23 protein-coding genes are annotated in these 19,747 nt (G+C 60.5%); 6 read left to right on the top strand and 17 right to left on the bottom strand.

The genetic code is table 11. The features are described from left to right. The first annotated feature begins 88 nt into the window (after positions 1–88). Positions 89–565, top strand: coding sequence for a hypothetical protein (locus tag B2246_RS08360; RefSeq protein WP_008650679.1), 477 nt, complete (start codon positions 89–91; stop codon positions 563–565). Between the two features lie 48 nt (positions 566–613). Beyond that, complete coding sequence (locus B2246_RS08355; protein WP_035882576.1) at positions 614–1,261, top strand: C40 family peptidase; 648 nt, start codon at positions 614–616, stop codon at positions 1,259–1,261. Between the two features lie 60 nt (positions 1,262–1,321). Here B2246_RS08355 and B2246_RS08350 read toward each other — a convergent pair whose 3' ends face one another. The 8 genes from B2246_RS08350 to B2246_RS08315 form a co-directional block, all read right to left on the bottom strand. Beyond that, positions 1,322–2,332 carry an inorganic phosphate transporter gene (locus B2246_RS08350; RefSeq protein ID WP_008650677.1) on the bottom strand — a complete coding sequence of 337 codons (1,011 nt, stop codon included), beginning with the start codon at positions 2,330–2,332 and terminating at the stop codon, positions 1,322–1,324. Between the two features lie 13 nt (positions 2,333–2,345). Further along, positions 2,346–2,972, bottom strand: a complete 627-nt coding sequence (locus tag B2246_RS08345; protein ID WP_008650676.1) for a DUF47 domain-containing protein — start codon at positions 2,970–2,972, stop codon at positions 2,346–2,348. A gap of 150 nt (positions 2,973–3,122) precedes the next feature. Then, positions 3,123–4,514: a replicative DNA helicase gene (locus B2246_RS08340; protein ID WP_008650675.1), complete on the bottom strand. Its 1,392-nt coding sequence runs from the start codon at positions 4,512–4,514 to the stop codon at positions 3,123–3,125. A gap of 120 nt (positions 4,515–4,634) precedes the next feature. Then, positions 4,635–5,087 (bottom strand): 50S ribosomal protein L9, encoded by a 453-nt coding sequence (gene rplI, locus B2246_RS08335; protein WP_008650674.1) that lies wholly within the window; start codon positions 5,085–5,087, stop codon positions 4,635–4,637. Between the two features lie 30 nt (positions 5,088–5,117). Then, positions 5,118–5,396, bottom strand: coding sequence for a 30S ribosomal protein S18 (gene rpsR, locus B2246_RS08330; protein ID WP_006163606.1), 279 nt, complete (start codon positions 5,394–5,396; stop codon positions 5,118–5,120). A gap of 3 nt (positions 5,397–5,399) precedes the next feature. Continuing rightward, positions 5,400–5,699: a primosomal replication protein N gene (gene priB / locus B2246_RS08325; RefSeq protein WP_008650673.1), complete on the bottom strand. Its 300-nt coding sequence runs from the start codon at positions 5,697–5,699 to the stop codon at positions 5,400–5,402. Between the two features lie 20 nt (positions 5,700–5,719). Further along, complete coding sequence (rpsF, locus tag B2246_RS08320; protein ID WP_008650672.1) at positions 5,720–6,094, bottom strand: 30S ribosomal protein S6; 375 nt, start codon at positions 6,092–6,094, stop codon at positions 5,720–5,722. A gap of 117 nt (positions 6,095–6,211) precedes the next feature. Beyond that, complete coding sequence (locus tag B2246_RS08315) at positions 6,212–7,213, bottom strand: asparaginase (RefSeq protein ID WP_035882575.1); 1,002 nt, start codon at positions 7,211–7,213, stop codon at positions 6,212–6,214. Positions 7,214–7,418: 205 nt separating this feature from the next. On the opposite strand from B2246_RS08315, the gene lexA reads away from it, so the two are divergent. Further along, complete coding sequence (gene lexA, locus B2246_RS08310) at positions 7,419–8,075, top strand: transcriptional repressor LexA (RefSeq protein WP_008650670.1); 657 nt, start codon at positions 7,419–7,421, stop codon at positions 8,073–8,075. A gap of 123 nt (positions 8,076–8,198) precedes the next feature. Next, the gene (locus B2246_RS08305) at positions 8,199–8,372 is read left to right on the top strand and encodes a hypothetical protein (protein ID WP_008650669.1); all 174 of its coding nucleotides are present in this window, start codon (positions 8,199–8,201) and stop codon (positions 8,370–8,372) included. A 116-nt stretch (positions 8,373–8,488) separates the two neighbouring features. On the opposite strand, the gene B2246_RS08300 is transcribed toward B2246_RS08305, so the two are convergent. Continuing rightward, positions 8,489–8,764, bottom strand: coding sequence for a hypothetical protein (locus B2246_RS08300; protein WP_035882643.1), 276 nt, complete (start codon positions 8,762–8,764; stop codon positions 8,489–8,491). Positions 8,765–9,033: 269 nt separating this feature from the next. Here B2246_RS08300 and B2246_RS08295 point away from each other — a divergent pair, with 269 nt between their 5' ends. Continuing rightward, positions 9,034–10,650, top strand: a complete 1,617-nt coding sequence (locus B2246_RS08295) for a bifunctional aspartate transaminase/aspartate 4-decarboxylase (RefSeq protein WP_008650666.1) — start codon at positions 9,034–9,036, stop codon at positions 10,648–10,650. Between the two features lie 55 nt (positions 10,651–10,705). After that, positions 10,706–12,391 (top strand): aspartate-alanine antiporter, encoded by a 1,686-nt coding sequence (gene aspT / locus B2246_RS08290; protein ID WP_008650662.1) that lies wholly within the window; start codon positions 10,706–10,708, stop codon positions 12,389–12,391. A 78-nt stretch (positions 12,392–12,469) separates the two neighbouring features. On the opposite strand, the gene B2246_RS08285 is transcribed toward aspT, so the two are convergent. The 8 genes from B2246_RS08285 to B2246_RS08250 form a co-directional block, all read right to left on the bottom strand. After that, positions 12,470–12,679, bottom strand: a complete 210-nt coding sequence (locus B2246_RS08285; RefSeq protein WP_008650658.1) for a DUF3079 domain-containing protein — start codon at positions 12,677–12,679, stop codon at positions 12,470–12,472. Positions 12,680–13,102: 423 nt separating this feature from the next. Beyond that, positions 13,103–14,233, bottom strand: coding sequence for an acyltransferase family protein (locus B2246_RS08280; protein WP_286882073.1), 1,131 nt, complete (start codon positions 14,231–14,233; stop codon positions 13,103–13,105). 39 nt (positions 14,234–14,272) lie between these two features. Further along, positions 14,273–14,506, bottom strand: coding sequence for a hypothetical protein (locus B2246_RS08275; protein ID WP_286882075.1), 234 nt, complete (start codon positions 14,504–14,506; stop codon positions 14,273–14,275). Then, positions 14,503–15,078 carry a hypothetical protein gene (locus B2246_RS08270; RefSeq protein ID WP_286882077.1) on the bottom strand — a complete coding sequence of 192 codons (576 nt, stop codon included), beginning with the start codon at positions 15,076–15,078 and terminating at the stop codon, positions 14,503–14,505. The genes B2246_RS08275 and B2246_RS08270 overlap by 4 nt, the downstream gene beginning before the upstream one ends. Continuing rightward, on the bottom strand, positions 15,075–15,521 hold the full coding sequence (locus B2246_RS08265) for a glycoside hydrolase family protein (protein WP_286882078.1): 447 nt from the start codon (positions 15,519–15,521) through the stop codon (positions 15,075–15,077). The genes B2246_RS08270 and B2246_RS08265 overlap by 4 nt, the downstream gene beginning before the upstream one ends. Continuing rightward, the gene (locus B2246_RS08260; RefSeq protein WP_286882080.1) at positions 15,518–15,724 is read right to left on the bottom strand and encodes a hypothetical protein; all 207 of its coding nucleotides are present in this window, start codon (positions 15,722–15,724) and stop codon (positions 15,518–15,520) included. Before B2246_RS08260 ends, B2246_RS08265 begins: the two co-directional genes overlap by 4 nt. Beyond that, entirely contained in the window at positions 15,714–16,790 is a 1,077-nt protein-coding gene (locus tag B2246_RS08255) for a hypothetical protein (RefSeq protein ID WP_286962736.1), read from the bottom strand. The genes B2246_RS08260 and B2246_RS08255 overlap by 11 nt, the downstream gene beginning before the upstream one ends. Positions 16,791–16,814: 24 nt before the next feature. Next, entirely contained in the window at positions 16,815–19,664 is a 2,850-nt protein-coding gene (locus tag B2246_RS08250) for a hypothetical protein (RefSeq protein ID WP_286882084.1), read from the bottom strand. Between the last annotated feature and the right edge of the window lie 83 nt (positions 19,665–19,747).

Genomic DNA, 19,747 nt, shown 5'->3' with positions numbered 1-19,747 from the left:
ACGCGAACGGCGTCGGTGTCCTGCTGACAGCAAGGACCACATGGCCCGGTTATGATTTCCGGGTGCACATGTCAACACGGAGGCGTCGATGGACAAGCAGGAAGCGTTCAATCGGTATCTCTCGAACAGCAGAACGCTGTTCTCGCGAACTGCCCGCGTAACGCGGCGCAGGCGCGTCATCGCGGCAACACTGGTGGGTATGGCCGTGACGATTGGGGCCGCACTGTGCCCCGCATTTGCTGCCGACGAGATGGTGATTCGCACCATGGGCCCTGTCAGCTACGTCTGTGGCGGCATTGCCGCGGATGAACGCGCGAAACTGGCGGCTCAGGAAAAGAACTTCAACATAGGTGTCCTGTTCACCCAGGGTGATGGCGAATACCTGTCCGACGTTGACGTAAAGATGACACTGGAAGGCCAGCCCGTGGCCAATTTCAAGGCCGGCGGCCCTCGCTGCCTCATACGTGCGCCCGAAGGCAGCTACAATATCGAGGCCAGTTACAAGGGTCAGACAAAGTCCATCAAGATCACCACCGGCACGCGTAACGCGCAATTGCGCTGGTAGGCAACCGTGGGAATGGACGCATGACCCGGCAACCGAATCAGAAGAAGGATGCCGCAGCGCCCGTTTCACTCACCCTCTCGCCGGCTTTCACTCTCCGCACTGTGCGCGGCAGCACTACTGCTCGCCGCCTGCGCCGGCGGGCCGCCTGTACGTCAGGGCGCGTCGCTGCCCCGCACACCGGGCAAGCCAATCGTCGATCCCAGCGCCGGACTCGAGGAAATCTCGATTCAGGCAATGTCCCTCGTTGGCACGCCATACCGCTACGGCGGAAACACGCCTGACTCCGGATTCGATTGCAGCGGCCTGGTCCGTTACGTGGTCCAGCGCGCCGCCAGCGTCAACCTGCCGCGCACCACCGAGCAGATGGGACAACGTGGCACGTCACTCGATCGGCGCGATGTCGCTTCGGGCGATCTTGTCTTCTTCAACACGACGGGGCGCGCCAACTCTCATGTCGGCATCTACGTCGGACAGAATCGCTTTGTCCACGCCCCGGCCACCGGTGGCACCGTCCGGCTGGAAGACATGACCAAGTCGTACTGGGCGTCGCGCTACAACGGCGCACGGCGTGTCGTGGCCGCCGGCAGCCTCGATATGACCCCGGTTCCCAGCCCGGTCCCTTCGGCCCCAGCCACCCCACTCACCCCGCCCACCCCGGACGACGACGATCCGATTGCCGCATTCGCAAACCGGTAAACGAACAAGCCAGGCACGAAGCCTGGCTTGTCACTGGGATTCCGCTCGCGCTTGCCAGCGTTACAGAATCTGCTTACCGATCCACCAGGCAATGGCGGACATAAATGCCGAGGCCGGAATCGTCAGGACCCAGGCCCACACGATGTTGCCCGCCACGCCCCAGCGCACGGCCGACATCTTCTGAGCCGAGCCAACGCCGACGATCGCACCGGTGATCGTATGTGTGGTCGACACCGGCACACCCAGCGCGGAAGCAATGAACAGCGTGATCGCACCGCCCGTCTCCGCACAGAAGCCACCCACCGGCTTCAGCTTGGTGATCTTCTGACCCATCGTGCGCACGATCCGCCAACCGCCGAATAGCGTGCCCATACCGATGGCCAGGTAGCAGCTCACAATCACCCACATCGGCGGTGCAGCGCCACCCACTGCGACATGACCGCTGGCAATCAACAGCATCCAGATAATGCCGATGGTCTTCTGCGCGTCATTACCGCCATGACCCAGGCTGTAGAGCGACGCCGACACCAGTTGCAGGCGACGGAACCAGCGATCCACGCGCGACGGCGGCGTGCGGAAGAACGTCCAGCCGACGATCACCATCATGATCGAACCCAGGATGAAGCCGAGCAGCGGCGAGATCAGGATAAACGCGACGGTCTTGAGCAGGCCGTTGCCGACCAGCGCGCCCGTGCCTGCCTTGGCCACCGCGGCACCCACCAGCCCGCCGATCAGGGCATGCGAGGACGACGAAGGGATGCCATACAGCCAGGTAATCACGTTCCAGGCAATCGCCCCAACTAAGGCACCAAAAATCACGTAATGATCGACGATATTGACGTCGATGGTTCCGGTACCGACTGTGGCTGCCACCTTGAGGTGGAAAATAAAGATGGCGATCACGTTGCACATGGCCGCCATGGCCACGGCATGGTGCGGCTTGAGCACGCCCGTGGAAACCACCGTGGCGATCGAGTTGGCCGCGTCGTGGAAGCCGTTCATGAAGTCGAACAGCAGCGCAAGCGCGACCAACAGGCCGATCACCCACAAGCTCATTTGAACAGTATGCATGCGAGTACGCGCCTCAGGCGTTTTCCAGGACGATGCCTTCGATGATGTTGGCCACGTCCTCGCACTTGTCGGTAATGGACTCGAGCTGTTCGTAGATCGCCTTCAGCTTGATCAGACGCTTGACGTCGGTTTCCTCGCGGAACAGCTTCGACATCGCCGAGCGCATCACACGATCGGCCTCGGATTCGAGCTGGTCGATCTGCTGCGTGGTCTTCAGGATCGCACTGGCGTTGCCCATGTCTTCGAGCAGCGCAACGGCAATCTTCACCTGATCGCAGCACTGCACGCAGATCGCCGCCAGACGACGGGCCTCGTCGGTCAGGCTCGTCACGTCGTACAGCGAAATCGTCTCGGCCACATCCTCCATCAGGTCCAGGATGTCATCCATGGTCGTGATGAGCTTGTGAATCTCGTCGCGGTCCAGCGGGGTGATGAACGTCTTGTGCAGCAGGTCGATCGTGTCATGCGTGACGCGGTCCGCCTTCTTTTCGGTGGCCTGCACGCGCCGGGCATGGGCTTCGGCGTTGGGCAGGTCGTTGACCAGCGCCTCCAGCTCATGGGCTGCAGTCACCGCGCAATCGGCGTGCTGGTTGAAATATTCGAAGAACTTGCCCTCAGTGGGCATGAATCGACCGAACATGAAATGTCCTTGTGGCGCGCCTCAGGGCCGCGCTTGGTTGTTTTGCAAATGGGATGCAGGGCAAATTGCATGACAGCCGCGCGAGGGCGGCTGTCATCAAAGCGCAATATTTTACAGGTATGCGCCGCCCTGCGGGGTAATCACGGCGAATCAGGTGTCGTTGTCAAAGAACGCCGGGCCACCGCTAAAGTTGTCAAACTTCGTAAATTGACCCAGGAACGTGAGCCTAACGGTGCCGATTGGACCGTTACGCTGCTTGCCGATGATGATCTCGGCCGTGCCCTTGTCTTGCGAATCCGGGTTGTAAACTTCGTCGCGATAGATGAACAGAATCACGTCGGCATCCTGTTCGATAGCGCCCGACTCTCGCAAGTCGGACATCACGGGGCGCTTGTTCGGGCGCTGTTCCAGACTGCGGTTCAGCTGCGACAAGGCAATGACCGGGCAGTTGAGCTCCTTGGCCAACCCCTTCAGCGAACGCGAGATCTCCGAGATCTCGGTGGCACGGTTCTCGCCGCTACCCGAACCCGACATCAGCTGGAGGTAATCGATGATGATCAGGCCAAGCTGCCCGCATTGCCGCGCCAGACGGCGGGAACGGGCACGCAACTCCATGGGATTCAGCGCCGGCGTCTCATCGATGAACAACTGCGCGTCGTTCATGCGCTGAATCGAGTGCGTCAAGCGCGGCCAGTCCTCGTCGAGCAGTCGACCGGTACGCAGGCGATGCTGATCGAGGCGCCCCACCGAGCCCAGCATACGCATGGCCAACTGGACGCCCGCCATTTCCATCGAGAAGACCGCTACAGGCAGCCCCTGCTCGACGGCCACGTGCTCGCCAATATTCAGTGAGAATGCCGTCTTACCCATCGAGGGGCGTCCCGCCACGATGATCAGATCCCCCGCCTGCATACCACTGGTCATGCGGTCGAGGTCGATGAAACCGGTGGGTACGCCGGTCACATCGCTGGTGGAGTCACGGTGGTAAAGCTCGTCGATCCGCTCGACCACCTGCGTCAGCAGCGGCTGGATCTCCTGGAAGCCCTTCTGGCCACGCGCGCCCTCTTCGGCAATGGCGAATACTTTCGACTCGGCTTCGTCGAGCAGCTCGCGCACCTCACGCCCCTTGGGCGCGAAGGCCGCCGACGCGATGTCATCGGCGACGGTCACGAGCTTGCGCAGCACCGCACGTTCGCGCACGATTTCCGCGTAACGACGGATATTGGCCGCACTCGGCGTGTTTTGCGCCAGCGAGTTCAGGTAAGCCAGCCCTCCGACCTCCTCGGCCTTGCCGGCTCCCTGGAGCATCTCGAAGACAGTGATCACGTCGGCCGGCTTGGTCGCCGAGATCAGGCGGGCAATGCTCTGAAAGATCAGCCGATGGTCGAAACGATAGAAATCGGCTTCGGAAATGAAGTCGGCAATCCGGTCCCAGGCGGCGTTATCCAGCAGCAACCCGCCAAGTACCGATTGCTCGGCCTCGATGGAATGCGGTGGAACCTTGAGACTGTCTAGTTGGGGATCTGCGGCGGGCGCGTTCATGGGGGGCAATTATAGCGGCGCTGAAGGCCGCGCAAACAAAAAAGGCAGGAGCGCAGCTCCTGCCTTTTTGTGCATCGCGTACGCCAAACCGAGCTGGCGCACTGCTTCGCGGGGTACGGCTTAGACGTGCTCGCCCAGAACGGCCACGGTCACATCCACCACCACGTCGGTGTGCAGAGCAACGCTGACCGGGTGGTCGCCAACAACCTTCAGCGGGCCGGACGGCATGCGAACCTGAGCCTTCTCCAGCTTGAAGCCTTGGCCAGCCAGGGCTTCAGCGATGTCGGCGTTGGTCACCGAACCGAACAGACGGCCGTCCACACCCGACTTCTGGGTGATCTGGACGGTCAGGCCGTTCAGCTTCTCGCCTTCAGCTTGAGCGGCAGCCAGCTTTTCGGCGGCGGCCTTCTCCAGCTCGGCGCGCTTCACTTCGAATTCGGCGATGGCGCTTTGCGTTGCGCGGCGTGCGCGCTTGGTCGGGATCAGGAAGTTACGAGCGTAACCGTCCTTCACGCGAACGATGTCACCCAGGCTACCCAGGTTGATGACTTTTTCCAGCAGAATGACTTGCATCGTGTATTTCTCCTTGCGGTCCTGGGACTATCAGTTCTTGTGCAGGTCGGTGTACGGCATCAGCGCCAGGAAGCGGGCGCGCTTGATGGCCGTATCCAGCTGACGCTGATAGTGAGCCTTGGTACCGGTCAGGCGAGCCGGCGTGATCTTGCCGTTGTCGCCGATGAAGTCCTTCAGCGTGTCCAGATCCTTGTAGTCGATCTGTTCGACGCCAGCCACGGTGAAACGGCAGAAGCGCTTGCGCTTGAACAGCGGGTTCTGTTGCTGAAAGCGCTTCTTGTTCTTGTTGTCACGTTTGACGAATGCCATGATTCAATCCTTTTCGAATGCTTTACATCGAGTGATGTGAAAGACCAGTGTCCTGCTGTTGCGGTGCTTGCGGGCCAGAAAGCCTTCGCAATCGAGCAGCGTATCGAGCGGCAACCGCTCAAGCTGCTGGCCAATGGCGCCAATGCCCATGGCCACGATTGCGAACTCCACCTGCCGGGGCGTTTCCGCCTCCAGCGCCTCGCCGGCATGCTGCAGAATGCAGTTGACGACGGGCACTCCGGCCGGCGTATAGCGCAACGCCTCTCGCTCGACGAGCGTGGCGATCAGCCGAAGCTGGTTCACCGCGACATAGCAGTCCGCTCTCAGGCGGGCTGGCCTTCCGTGGTCGTTTGCGCGGCCTTGCGGGCTTCTTCGCGCTGCACTTCCTTCATCATCGGCGAAGGAGCAGTCTCGGCCTTCTTGGTCTGAACGATCAGGTGACGCAGCACGGCGTCGTTGAACTTGAACGCGTGTTCGAGTTCAGCCAGCGTGTCCTTGCCGCATTCGATGTTCAGGCAAACGTAGTGAGCCTTGGCCAGCTTCTGGATCATGTAGGCCATTTGACGACGGCCCCAGTCTTCCACGCGGTGAATCTGGCCGTTTTGCGACGTGACGAGCTGCTTGTAACGCTCGATCATCGCCGGCACTTGTTCACTCTGGTCCGGATGGACGATAAATACGATTTCGTAATGACGCATTGACGCTCCTTTTGGGATGAGCCACCCGGGCGTCACGTCCGGTGCGGCAAGGTTGAGTAGCCCGCGAGTATAGCCCGGAAAGGGGCCTTCGCGCAAGAATTCGGCGCCCGGCCTGCCTCAGTACCGCTCGAAGAGCGCCTGAAGCCGGGCCGCATCGCGCCCCAGCGAAGGGTCGTCAGCCAACGCCAGCAGCAGCAGCACGCGCGCCTTGTAGGGGTTGAGGTCACCCGACGAGACGAATACGCCACCTGTCGGTCGCGGCGGTGCGGGGATTGCCACATGACCAGCACCGGTACGCGAACTACGCGCCACCGCTATACCACATGCCGCGGCGTCGACCAGCGCGGCCGTCAGCGTTTCGTGCACGGAACCGTTGCCAGCCGCGGCCACGACGAACCCTAGCACGCCTGCGGCCACCATCGCGTCGATAGCTACCCTCCCCGGCTGCGCATAGCTGGCGACGATCTCCACCAACGGCCATACAGCGGGCACCGGCAAGCGCGGCGCCTGACCAGGACCCGGGGTGCGCGAGAAATGGACGTAGGTATCCTGCACAAAGCCAAGCGGACCGGCAACTGGCGAATGGAAAGCATCGACAGCCGACGTATGCGCCTTGACGACATCACGCGCGGCATGAATCTGCTGATTCAGGACCACGAGCACACCCTTGCCAACCGCCGCCGGGCTTGCCGCCACGCGCACCGCATCGAGCAGGTTCAGCGGCCCGTCAGCCGAAAGCGATGTCGATGGGCGCATGGCCGCAGTCATCACGACAGGCAACGGGCAAGCCTGCGTCAGATGCAGGAACATCGCCGTCTCTTCCAGCGTGTCAGTGCCATGTGTGATCACGATTCCGGCGACATCGGCCTGCGCGGACCAATACCCGATTCGCGCGGCAAGCAACCGCCAGAGATCGAACATCATGTCCTTGCTGTCCACCTGCGCCACCTGCTCCGCTTCGACCCGCGCCACATCTGCCAGCGCGGGCACTGCCTGCACAAGTTGCGATACAGGTACTGTCGCAGCCTGATAGTGCGCGCTACTGGCAGGATTAGCGGACGAACCGGCGATGGTGCCGCCAGTCGCGAGCACAACGATACGAGGCAGGAGTACGGACATGGACGGGGTTGACGGAGCTTGAAGGCGGGCCGATTGTAACTGCGCGAACGCCTGGCCGAACCCGTGGCAAACCCGTGGGCCTCACCCCACGGAACTACTCGTGTTGAGCCGGCTGCGCAAAATGTGCTTGCACTTCACCCGATACTGTATAAAATCACAGCATACTGTTTAAACATACAGTGCTTCGGCACAAGACCTGCGACCCATGGCGACCCTGACACCCCGGCAGCAGCAGATTTTCGACCTGATCCGCGACACGATCCGCAACACGGGCTTTCCGCCCACTCGTGCTGAGATCGCCGCCGAATTCGGCTTCTCCTCCCCCAATTCGGCCGAGGAACACCTGCGGGCTCTGGCGCGCAAGGGCGTGATCGAGCTGACGCCGGGCGCATCGCGAGGCATTCGCCTGAAGGTGACGCGTAGCGACTCTGAACGACCCGATCAGTTCTCGTTACCGATGGCGGGTGTGCTGCAACTGACATTGCCATTAGTCGGTCGTGTCGCAGCTGGCAGCCCGATTCTGGCTGCCGAGCATATCGACCGGCAGTATCAAGTCGATGCCTCTGTCTTTGACGAGCGCCCCGACTATCTACTTCGCGTTCGCGGCCTGAGCATGCGCGACGCCGGCATTCTGGATGGCGACCTGCTTGCCGTGAAGAAAGCCAGCGAAGCTGCGAACGGTAAGGTTGTCGTCGCCCGTCTGGGCGATGACGTCACCGTCAAACGCTTGAAGAAACGCGGCGATACGATCGAGTTGATCGCCGAGAACCCCGACTTCCAGAACATCGTCTTGCATGCAGGACGTGATGAGTTCTCCCTGGAGGGTATCGCAGTTGGCCTGATCAGATCTTCAGGCTTCTGACTCTCCGGACCCAGGCAGCTGGCCACCTGCCCCGGTCACCCGCTTTTGCTTTGCCAACGCCGCCCCGTCCTTTACGGACGACGGGTGCGGACTTCTGCTGAACGCAAATTACGAGGTGTTGCCATGCTGCAATCCGAAACCGTCGCATCCCGCCGTCCGGTCAAGCCGGTCCCCTTCCGCCAGATCAAGGGCGTTCGCGTCTACCAGGGCACCCATCGCCGCACCATGGTCGGCAATATGGCCGCCATCTGCCGAATGCTCGAGCTTGCTGAACCCTCCTCGAAAACTCTTGATTGAGGCAGCCCGCTCTCTTCTGTCACCATGCACTGCAGCGCATTGCTGCATGTACGGGCGATGATGGCCCCGGGACCCGACGCTGATCGGGGCCCGACCATCATCAATCTGACTCGACATTAATCGGCCAACGGCGCGCCGAACCAATCGGACGCGAGGTCTGCCTCAAAGGCAGCCAGCCAGGTCGCAGCCCCGCCAGCGCCTCCTTTGTATTTCTGCAACTGACCGCCGACCACGCGTTCGACAGTCACCATATCCGCAGCAGCCCCCTCCCCCGGATTGAGCGCGTTCGCAACCGCGAATTCGAAATCCTCGGGGACGAATCCGTGCCTGGCGCAAATGGACTCCAGAGCCTCCCGCACATCGGGAGAGAGTTCGTGAAATCTGAGCGTCATCCTTCTCCTCCGCAGCATCTGCAATTCCTGATCTTTACAGATTACTTGCCCGATTTCGCGACGTCGCGCATTTTCCTAGCCATTCGTAGTTCTTTGGGCCAATGAAAATTTCTCGCTCTCCGGCTAGGGTAACAACCGAGAACGTCGATCGTGGCGGAAAGCGCCAACCCAGCATGGTTTTGCCCCATTCGATCCGACGATGACGAGAGGTTGAAGCCTTTCGTCCCTCCCACGCCCCTATACCGCACAGCACCTTCAGGAGATGCACGATGGCCAAGCACGATACGTCAGGGCTCGCCAGCCTGTCGCCTTTCGAACTCAAGGACGAACTCATCAAGTTGGCAGGAAGCGTATCGAATCGCCTGATGCTAAACGCCGGGCGAGGTAATCCGAATTTTCTGGCAACCATCCCGCGACATGGTTTCTGGCAGCTCGGCCAGTTCGCCATGATCGAATCGGAAAGGTCATTTTCGTATTTGCCAGAAGGTGTCGGCGGTTTCCCGCGACGCGCAGGTATCGAGGAGCGGTTCGACCTTTATGCCCGCGTGCACAAGGACGTTCCCGGCGTCAAGTTCCTGACCGGGGCCGTATCGTATGTGCGCGACCAGCTCGGTCTGGATGGCGGTGATTTCCTGTACGAAATGTGCGAAGGGATCCTGGCCTGCAACTATCCGGTTCCCGACCGGATGCTCCGACTGAGCGAGAAGATCGTCAAACAGTACATCCGCAAGGAAATGATTGGCGCGCATCCGTTCCTGGGCGATTTCGACCTGTACGCCGTGGAAGGCGGAACCGCCGCGATGACGTACCTCTTCAATTCGTTGAAGGTCAATCATCTGATCAATCCCGGTGACACGATCGCACTGGGAATGCCGATCTTCACGCCGTATATCGAAATTCCGGAACTGGCCGAATACCACCTGACCGAGGTTTCGATCGATGCCGACCCCGCAAGTGGATGGCAGTACCCGAAGAAGGAACTCGACAAGCTGCGAGATCCCAAGGTTAAGGCGTTTTTCCTGGTGAACCCCAGCAATCCGCCTTCCGTAAAAATGAGCGATGAAAGCCTGAAATACATCGCCAGCATCGTTGAAGAACGCCCAGATCTGATTCTCCTGACAGACGATGTGTACGGTACCTTCGCCGACAATTTCGTCTCGCTGTTTGCGATGTGTCCCAAGAACACGCTCCTGGTGTATTCGTACTCCAAGTACTTCGGTGCCACTGGCTGGCGCCTCGGCGTTATTGCCACCCACAAGTCGAATCTCTTCGACGAGCAACTGGCGAACCTACCCAAGAATATTCAGAAGGATCTGAACAAGCGCTATTCCTCCATCACCACCGAACCGGAGAAGCTGCCCTTTATCGACCGAGTGGTTGCCGACAGCCGCACGGTGGCACTGAACCATACCGCCGGTCTTTCCACGCCGCAGCAGGTGCAGATGGTGCTGTTCTCCCTGTTCTCGCTGATGGATTCCGCCGACCACTACAAGCAAACCATGAAGCGGCTGATCAGAAGCCGCAAGGCCGCGCTCTATCGCGGCATGGGCGTTGCGCCGGAACCCGTCGACGAGAACGTGGTCGACTACTACACGCTGCTCGATGTCGAACAAATGAGCCGCGAAGTCGGCGCCGATTTCGTCAAATGGTTGCTCGAATCGATTCAGCCGCATGAGCTCCTGTTTAGACTCGCTGAGGAAGCCGGCGTGGTCCTGTTGCCTGGCGGTGGCTTCGGCACCCGTCACCCCTCTGGTCGCGTTTCGCTCGCCAATCTGAATGAAGAGGACTACGTGAAGATCGGGCGCTCGGTGCGCAAGCTGCGCGACGAATATCTGGCGCGATACCAGGAGTCCGGCGGCAAGACGCAGAAGCCGAAAAAGAAATAACCCGGTCGCGGCAAGGCAGTTCTGACTAATCAGTCTACAAATACAGGAGTAGGCTATGACCTGGTTTGTCTCCACCCTCAAGGCGTACCCCGAGATCGCGATTTTTCTCGCACTGGGAATCGGCTACTGGGTAGGCGGGAAGAGCTACAAGGGGTTCAGCCTGGGCGCCGTGACATCGACGCTGCTGGTGGCGATCGTCATCGGCATCCTCGGCGTGAAGATCTCCGCGAACGTGAAATCCGTCTTTTTCCTGATGTTTCTGTTTGCGGTGGGCTATGGCGTCGGCCCGCAGTTCGTTCGCGGCATTGCGAAGGATGGCATTCCCCAAGCCATTTTTGCTGCGATAGTCGCGGTGCTGTGTCTCGCCGCATCAATCATTGCGGCGATGGTCGCCGGATACGATCTCGGGTCGGCAGCCGGATTGTTTGCGGGTTCGCAGACAATCTCGGCTTCCATGGGTCTCGCCACTGATGCCATCAATCGCCTGGGCCGATCTCCGGAAGAGGCCAAACAGCTTCTGGACGGCATGCCGATCGCCTATGCGGTCACGTATATCTTCGGTACAGTCGGCTCGGCAATTCTCCTGGCGCAGATCGGCCCCAAACTGCTTGGCATCGACCTTGTAGCTGCCTGCAAGGATTATGAGCAGCAACTTGGAGCCGGAGCAGACGGAGAAGGCACCGAATGGCATGAGTTTGAGCTGCGAGCCTACGCGCTGGCCCCCCACAGCCCATACATCGGCAAGTCCGTAGCCGAACTGGAGGCCAGCACGGCCGAAGGCGTACGCGCCTTTATCGAACGCATTCGCCGAGGCGGCAAGATTATCGAGGCACAACTCGATACCGTTCTGGAGCCTGGCGATATCGTCGCAATAGGCGGAAAGCGCGATCAACTGATTGCCAGACTGGGACCAAGCGGCCGGGAAGTGGAAGACTCAGAACTGCTCAATGTGCAGACGGAGGGTGTGGACATCTATATCACCAACAAGGAGGTTGATGGCCACACGCTGCAGGAGATGTCTCGGTGGCCCGGTGCGCGTGGAATTTTCCTGAAGAAGATCAAGCGCGGACCAACGGAAACAGTCATCCCCGTACTGCCGAAAACCAAGCTCTACCGCGGTGACGTCATCACCGTGGTCGGCCGCACGCAGGACATCAATGCAACGGCAAAGCATGTCGGATATATCGACCGCCCGACGACGGTGACCGACGTGGCATTCGTGTCGCTGGCGATTACCGTCGGCGCATTTATCGGCGCCATCGTGATCAACGTCGCCGGTATTCCCCTGACGCTTTCCACGGCAGGTGGCGCGCTGATCGCGGGTATTATCTTCGGTTGGTACCGGGCCATTCACCCGACTTTCGGACGCATACCTGAACCGACTCTTTGGTTCATGAACTCGGTTGGCCTCAATGTGTTCATCGCGGTCGTCGGTATTTCCGCGGGCCCTGGCTTTATTGCCGGCCTGCAGAAACTCGGTGTCAGCCTCTTCCTCTGGGGTATTTTCGCCACATCGGTTCCGCTGATTATCGGCATGTACCTGGCCAAGTACGTCTTCCGCTTTCATCCGGCACTCGTGCTTGGAGTCTGTGCCGGCGCGCGCACAACCACTGCTGCGCTCGGCATGATCTGCGAGACGGCAAAAAGCCAAGTGCCAGGCCTTGGATATACCGTGACCTACGCTGTGGGCAACACCCTGCTGACAATCTGGGGGATGGTCGTCATCATGATACTTTCATGAGCGTTTGCGCCGCTCAAGCTGCATTTGGGCGGTGCAGACCGGCTTCAGGGGATTGAAGCGATCAAATCGACCGACTGGTTATCCAAGCCCGGTCTTTGCTGGGGCATCGAGTTGAGGCTCGATGCCCCAGTCGCCATGTAGATACCAATCTTCGCCGAGCAATTCGGCGGGGTGCTGTGTGCGGCTTGAGCCATTGCCACAGCCCATTGCATCGGTCGAACAGAATTTGTCGCACCCCCAGCACACGCGCTCCGGGTGTGCGGGATGCAGGGGAAACTTCTTAGCCATGACAAGCGAGAGAGGCTGTTGTCCGATGGCTTGATAGTAGCCCTGGCGAATCTGGACGTACGACTGATTGCGGGGATAGTTGATCCAACGCAAGCGCGCCTATCCCTCGTCCACAAGAAGCTTTGCCGAAATGCAAAACAGCGCCCGGAGGCGCTGTTTTGACGACAATTCTTTGGGGTGGCTGATGGGACTCGAACCCACGACGACAGGAATCACAATCCGCAACCAAAATCGTTAAGAATCAACGCGTTGCGTGAGTTCGTTGGAATATGGTACCAGCCGCAAACGGCATGCAGTCGTGGTCATTTTCGGGATCTTCCAACGAATTCCGGCCTGATCCCGCTTGACAGAAAATCTCCCCGCTCCCGCAGATTCTGAGAATCTCCCTAGGTGGCTGACAGCAATCTTGGCGGATGGGGAGATTTAGCGGGTCGTGAGCGCAGTGGATCTCGACGCCACAGCCAGGCACGCAGCCTTGACGCGGTTGATGGCCTTGGCGAGCACGGTCCCTACCCGCATCGAGGGAGTCTCCACGAACCGATACCAGTAGTGTGAGGCGACCAGCACTGCGGCGAAGTCGAACAGCAGCTTTCCGTAGATCGCACCAGTCCCGGACGCTGCCGGCATTCGCTGGTTCAGCCACTGGAGCACGATGGAGTGGACGAGGTATAGCGCGAAGGACATCTCGCCCAGCCAGACCGCTCGCTTGGGTACCGCCAGAATTCCGGCACTCTCTGCCAGCGCGGCGCCAAGCACGAGGATTGCGGCGGGCACGCCCAAGTCAACAGGAGAATGGCCACCGTCATACCAACCCATGCGCCAGACCATCAGGCCGACACCGGCCGCCAGGATGGCGGCAGCGATAGCCTTTGGCGTCCTACCGCGCAGCAGCCAGTAGGCAATTGCGGCGGCGATGCCGAGCACAAACTCCAGCATCATCGGGTTGGTTGCCATCCGGTAGTACGGCTCAGTCAGATCCAGCACGCGACCAGGGTTCGCGCTGAGTTCGGCACCCATCCAGTAAGGAACGCCGAACACCAGGCCACCGATCGTCAGTACGACTGCGATCAAGGCAAACCGGCCGAACAACAGCGAGCCGGCGAACAGTGCATAGAACAGCATTTCGTAGTTCAGCGTCCAGCCAAGACCATGCACCGCATAGCCATAAAACGGCGCCGGCTCAAAGTCCAACGGCATGAAAAGCAGGCTCGTCTGCAGGTCATCGTGCACGGTCTTCTGCCCTAGCACGTAGAGAACGACGACGGTAGCAATCCAGTACGGCGGCGCGATCCGGAAGAACCGCTTCGCGCTGAAGGCGAGCGGGCCGTCCTTGGATTTCCCGGAGAGCACGCACACCCAGGCCATGATGAAGCCGCTGATGACGAAGAACAGGTCCACGCCCATGAAGCCGTGGCGCACGAAGTCCATCCATGCCGCCGCAGATTCCGGCGACCAGAGCGGCAGCGGTGCCTTGGTGTGGAAGAGGAAGACGTAGAGCGCGGCAACCGCGCGCAGCGCCTGGATGGATTCGAGTTTGTTGGGACTGGCGTGCATTGTGCGTTTTTCGTTGCTTCTTTCACGCCAGTATACCGCTCAGTCCGGGATGGTCGCGTTGGCTCCGTCGTCAGGATTGATCGAGCGGATGCAGTGATCGCGCTGAAAAAGATCGAGGAATCGGCAAAGGAGACAGGCCCAGCGTTTGCCCTCCCTCATCCCCTTCCCTGCTCGGCTGCTCATCGTCTCGTTGGCGTCGCCACCGGTCAGGACATTGAGGCCTTCGTCCAGCCAGCGCAGCCAATTCATGAGGTAGCGGCCCAGCGCGTTCATTGCTGCACTCCCGTAGCCTGTTGCGCCAGAAGCTCAGTCTTGCGACCGCTGTCCTGGGTCGTGCCGAAGTAGTAGGCCGCCGCTGCCTTGGCCTCTGCTGCCAGATAGCCGCTGATATTGCCGATGATCACCCAGCCTTGCGGCGGGATCTTGGCGGCGACATCCGGCCATCCCATGAGGGCCACCAGCTGCGCCGTGGCGACGCCGAAGAATCCACCGATGATCATGTAGGCCAGGTGGGCCGGCGTGCGATCCTTGACGGCAATCTCACGCTTGCGGGCACCGTCTCGGTCATCCACTTCCATCTGCGCGAGCTTGTCGAGATGGTCATAGCCGATCTGAGTCATCAACTCCTGATGCTTCAGATCGGCCTGCTTCAGCGCGATGAGCTGATCCGGCGTCGCTCCGGCGAGTGCAGCAGTGACATTCTCGGGCGTCGCGTTGTCGCCCGTCAGCCCGAACAGATCGCAGATGGCCTTGACCGCTACGCCAGCCACAGGTGTGCCGAGCGTTCCGGCGAGCCACGGTGCGATAGTGCCGATGGCACTTTTGACTTTTGACCAGTCCATCATCCTTCTCCCGTTTCCATAATCTTGGCCAGGCGCTCGGCCCGGTCACCTACCTGCGACGCCCACAGACTCGTCCTCATCCCCTGCGCCGCCGCGGCGTAGTTGGCGAAGTGCATGGCCTGCAGGGTATTCACGAAGCCCGCCAGCTTTCCCCACCCCATGTTGAAGCACATGTTGCAGATGACGCGCTGCCTGGGTTCCTCCATGGCCCGCCACCAGTTGGCGTACTGATCCAATGCGCCAACGGCAGCGGCGATATCGCGATCCTCAAGGCCATCGATCTGCGCGTCATTCAGAGGTTCATCCGCGAGCGTGTATGGATAGTGCGGATCGGCGTCGATGTTGTGGCCCCGGCCGATGGTCCAGAATCCGCGCGAATCCCTGTATCGACGGCGCCTAGTCCCTTCATCCACAGCGAGCTGCGCCTTCAGCTTGTCGTAGTTCATTCGTCGCGCCTCCGCAGGTACTTTGCCCAGCCCCAGAACAACTGCGAGAGGATGTAGATGATCGTCAGCAACGAGACGAACCAGGCCAGCTCGTGGTTTGTGATCCACAGCCAAACGTCACCCAGCACTGCTGGAGAAGTCTGGGCTGCGGCGGTGACGACTTCTTTTTTCATTAATGACCCCGTTTTTGTTTTATCGAACACGGCGCGCTCGGATGAATCCGTTCGCTGTCAGGGTGCTGACGCCGAATGTCACCGACCCAACCAAATAGACGGTGGTGGTGCTGGCAACGCTGACCCGTACTACCTGGGTGCCGTGGACCTGCGCAGAGCCGGTCGCGAAGGTGAGAACCAGCAGGTTGTATGCGCCGGTGTTGTTCGCCGGAAGCGTTGCCGCAACGGTGCTGATGCCTGTGGCGATAGACGAAACCGTTGTGCTTGCAGCCGGCGAGTACGTGATTGCCCCGGAAACGTCCCAGTCACCAGCGGTCAGCGACAAACTTGTGACGGTGGCGGGGGTGCCAGATGTCATGCTGATGCTGGTTGCCGAGTTCGTGGCGTACTCGCCCACGCTGCCAGCGTTCGCGTTGTCGTTCGTGGTGGTGCCGACGATGCCGGCGGTGGAGGACGGCGTGATCGCGCCGGTAACAGTCAATGATGTCAAGGTGGTCAGGCCGCTGGCTCGATTCACTGTGACCGGGTTACTGATGAATGAGCCCGCATCGCTGAAGCGAGACAGTATCAGGTTGCTGCCTGCGTTCGACCCACTTTCGGTGGCTCCATCGTTCTGCAAAAACCACCGCGGTGATCCGCTGTTGGTCCAGTTGATCGAGCGCTGTGTTGCCGCTGAGGTGTAGTTCAGCGACACATTGCCGTTCACGGTGCCAGACGTTGCCGTGATACCAGCAAAGGCTGCTGTGCCAGAGAAGGTCGGCGAGGCCGCGAATACTGCGGCGCCGGTGCCAGTCTCATCCGACAAGATGCCGGCCAGCTGTGCCGAGGTGGTAGCTGCGAACTGGGATAGGTTGCCGGATGTCGCAGCAGCACCAAGGTTCGTGCGCGCATTCGCCGCAGTGGTGGCGCCCGTGCCGCCATTGGCGACAGCAAGCGTGCCGGTGACGCTCGACAGCGTGACGCCACCCCACACCGGCGGCGTGCTTGGTCCGGTGGAAAGGATCGCCTGGCCGATCGTCGACCCGGCCGGATTCAGCAATTGGATCGGGGAGAGCGTTGTGGCCGCCGCGGTGAATGACAGCAGAGCGGCGAGCACTCCGCATAGGATTCGCTTCATGGTTTAGCTCCAGTTGGTGGTGACCTTGTTGTTGTTCACGTCGGTGACGTTGGTAACGCCGCCCCCAATCGTCACGAACCCAGCGCCAACAGTGCCGGTCTGGATCAGCACGTTGTTGCTGGAGATCACGCCGGCCAGGATGTTTGCTGCCGTGACCGGATTGATCCAGATGATCGATTCGGAAGTGTTGGTCTTTGCCGTATTGCCGGTGACGTTGAACGTCTGCACGTCCTTGATCTCGATGCGGCGCGTGGTGTGGTTGCCGTTGACTATCGCACTGCGGGCGAACGTGACCGTCGTGATTCCGACCACGTAGGCGTTGTTGGCGATGCAGAACGATCCGATCGTCGGATTGCCGGAACTCAAGTTGATCGAGCCGGCGATTGCCTTATTGCCGGATACCGATACCTGGCCAGTGCAAGTGCTGATCGACACGTTGCCGTTGATCGTCTCGTTGTCATCGACCGTGATCGTGCCGGCCACAGTTGTCGTGCAAGAGAAGTTATTGATGTTGCTGTCGCGCAGGCTGACGATTGCAACGGCACCGGTAATGCCATGGTTGCCGGAGGTCGATATGGTGACATCGCCAGAGGTCTGGATATTCGTCAGCTCAAGCACATTAGGCTGATCGAAATTGCAGACGCCGGAGGCCACGTACACCTGTGACATGCGGATACGCGCGTCGATGACCGAGTTTGGTGACAGTGCGAAGTTGATGGCATTGGCGACGTACAAGCCATCGATGTGCACGTTGGTGATGTTGATGACCTGACCTGCCGACGAGCCAAACAACGAGCCGCGGAAGGCACGGTTGGCGACCGCCGTGCTGACGTTCCCCTTCACGATGATGTTGGTGAGGTCGACCTGCTGGTTGTCGAGAACGAACAGTTGCAGCGCGCACGAGTCCTGCGCATAGTCTCGCGGGTCGCGCGCCCGGATGTCTACAACTGCGTTCGTCAAAGTGAATCGGCCGCAGGCTTCATCCCATATGGCGCCGGACGGGTTGTTGCTGACAGCGTTGGCGGCCGTACACAACACATAGATGTTGCTGCCATTGAAGGTGGTATTGCGATCAGACGTGATCGCCGTGGCCCCGTAGTTCCACACCACGGCATTGGAGATGCTGTAATCCCCGAAGCTCACCAGGAAGTTGAAGGAGCCTTGCGGGAAGGCGGTGGAGGTGGCGAAATTGGTCGATACGCCGCCCACAAGGAACGTCGTCGGCAGCAGGCCCACATTCTCGGCGTAGACGTTATTGACCTGCGTACGCCCGGCGACGGTCGTGCCATTGTCCGGAGAGTGGTAGACCGTGAAGGTGCAGTTCGCGATGTTGCGATAGATGCAGTTCGAGATCTGCACCGTGCCATAGGTGCCGATGTTGATGCACGCCACGGCGAACATGTTCACGAAATGGACCGCATCGATGTTAGCCTGCGCTGCAGCGCCGGCGCCGTAGCTGTTCACATTAATGAACGGCTGATATGCGGGTTCTATGCTGCCGTAACCGTTTGCACTGGCAAAGGTAACCCAAGCCTCATTCCCAGTCTTGTAGGTGCCGCGCCCCCCGTCCACGTAGATGGACCGAAGCTCGACCGTGCCGCAGTTGATCGCGACTTGCGCCTGGGCGGTGTAGTCAGGGCCCAGAGCGAAGCGGCAGTTACGCAGCTTGAAGGCGCTGGCCGTGACCGTGATGTTCGAGAGCACGAGGTAGGCCGCATTGCCGCCATCGACCCAGAGGCCAGCGGCAGCCGCTGCGGTGAAGCACGCCTGTAGCGCCGCCGAGTCATCGGTGCCGGTCGTGCCGTTCCAGTTGCCGCGCGCGCCGAATTGCTTTGGCGCGAGGAAGCCCTGCGTGATGAGTTTCCAGCGCGCGCCGTCTCCCGCGACGATGATCGTGCCGCCATTGTCGGTGCTGGTGGTATCGGTCGGGTCGTACCAGTAGGCGCCGCCACCGCCGTCGCCCGCGCCGTAGTAGCCGGTTGCGAATGCGCGATTGTGGGAGCCGGAACTCAGGGCGCGCAGGGCGGCGATGCTATCAACAACCCGGTTCAGAATCCCACCCCAGTTGATCTGGGCATCCCCGACCGAGCCGGAGGACGGGAGGTTGGCGGAAAGCGTCGTGCCGCCGACCACATAGACCTTGTTGACCCCAACCGGAATCGGCACATTGAAAATGATCTGCGCGCCATTCAGGGTGTATTGGTCCGTCCCCTGGTAGGTGCCATCGAAGTGCACTTGCACATTGGCGGCCGTGCCGTAGGACTGCGATAGCGTCAGCGTCGTCGTGGTGCCTGGCGTGAAGTTCGTGCCGGCAACGAACGGCCCTTCGCTAATCAGGTTGCCGGCCCCCACGCTCGCGGTGACCGGATAGATGATGGCGTTGCCATTGGCATCGAAGCCGACCAGGCCAAGCGCGCGGCCCTTCGTGCCCGGCAGGACGAGGCTCGGCACCGTGGCACTGAATGGCACGCTCAGCGAGAGCTGCGCCATCTGCGCCAGTTGCTGCACCTCCATCGTCAGATAATCGAGCGCATTCTCCACCACGTTCGGATAGAAGCCGGACTGGTTGACGATGTCGGTCAGTTGCTTATACGGGACGATGCGCTGAATCGTCAGGATGGTGCCGGTCGCAATCGGGCTGCCAGAGAGCGGATAGGTCACGCTCCCGCCGTTGGCCGTGCCGACGCCGGTCACCGAGTAGGAGGCGGGGGAGAGCAGTGTCTGCGCGCCGGTCGCGTCTGTGTAGTAGACCAGCAAATGGGACGCGAGCTGGACCGGGAAACTGAAGTTAAAGCTGGTCGTGATCCCATTCCCTTGGGCGACCACTTCATTGGATGTCGTCGAAATCGTCAAGGCAGCCACCTATATGGTTGCCTTGCGGTTGCGCGGTGGGCTGTGTGAAGGTGTAGCCGGCTAGCGCAAGTGCTGGTTTATCA

Source organism: Cupriavidus sp. UBA2010 (genome assembly GCF_002335265.1).
In the GTDB taxonomy this organism is placed as follows: domain Bacteria; phylum Pseudomonadota; class Gammaproteobacteria; order Burkholderiales; family Burkholderiaceae; genus Cupriavidus; species Cupriavidus metallidurans.
This window is presented reverse-complemented; position numbering and strand designations above follow the sequence as displayed.